Raw genomic sequence first — 650 nt, 5'->3', positions numbered from 1 at the left:
TTCTTTAATGATAATCAATTGGCGCTCTGCCATCATCGGGAAGCGGCGTGCATAGTCTATTATAGCAGGCACTGTCACGTCTTGCCCGTATAGTACTAACTGGTCAAACCCCTTCTGGTCTTCTTCCAAAAGGTGCTTTTCTAAGTAGTTAGCCACTACGTCTATGAAATAAGGTTCCTCGCCCATTAAGAAATAAATGGGGGCAATAATTCCTTTCTTTATATTAGCAATAATTTTTTTTACTTCTTCCATAGTGCAAAAATACAAAAAATATTTCTACTTTTGCACTATGAAAGAGCTAAATTTTAAAGCCTACGAGTTTAGAACCAAAAAAGCGGATGGCAAATGGTGGATTTATGATATTATCAGACGCAAATACGTAGTGCTACAACCAGAGGAGTGGGTGCGACAACACGTGTTGCACTTTTTAATAGAAGAAAAAGGCTACCCTAAATCATTGATAAATGTAGAAAAAGCCTTGACAGTGAACGAATTGACCAAGCGTTATGACGTGGTCATTTACACGCGGCGAGGCGATATTTTCTTAGTGGTAGAATGCAAAGCCCCCAACGTGTCGATTACTCAAGATACTTTCGACCAAATAGCCCGATACAACTTGGCGCTTAAGTCTACTTACCTAATGGTAACCA

1 protein-coding gene and 1 pseudogene are annotated in these 650 nt (G+C 39.5%); one reads left to right on the top strand and one right to left on the bottom strand.

Annotated features, from left to right (window positions below; genetic code table 11):
- Positions 1 to 252: pseudogene (locus tag HMPREF9441_RS14660) on the bottom strand (DNA polymerase III subunit delta); the annotation flags it as partial.
- On the opposite strand from HMPREF9441_RS14660, the gene HMPREF9441_RS19235 reads away from it, so the two are divergent.
- Positions 197 to 650: type I restriction enzyme HsdR N-terminal domain-containing protein (locus HMPREF9441_RS19235; protein ID WP_366378311.1), on the top strand; the 454-nt coding region annotated here is incomplete at its 3' end. The pseudogene HMPREF9441_RS14660 and the gene HMPREF9441_RS19235 sit on opposite strands and share 56 nt — an antisense overlap.

It is taken from the genome of Paraprevotella clara YIT 11840, assembly GCF_000233955.1.
Classification (GTDB): domain Bacteria; phylum Bacteroidota; class Bacteroidia; order Bacteroidales; family Bacteroidaceae; genus Paraprevotella; species Paraprevotella clara.
This window is presented reverse-complemented; position numbering and strand designations above follow the sequence as displayed.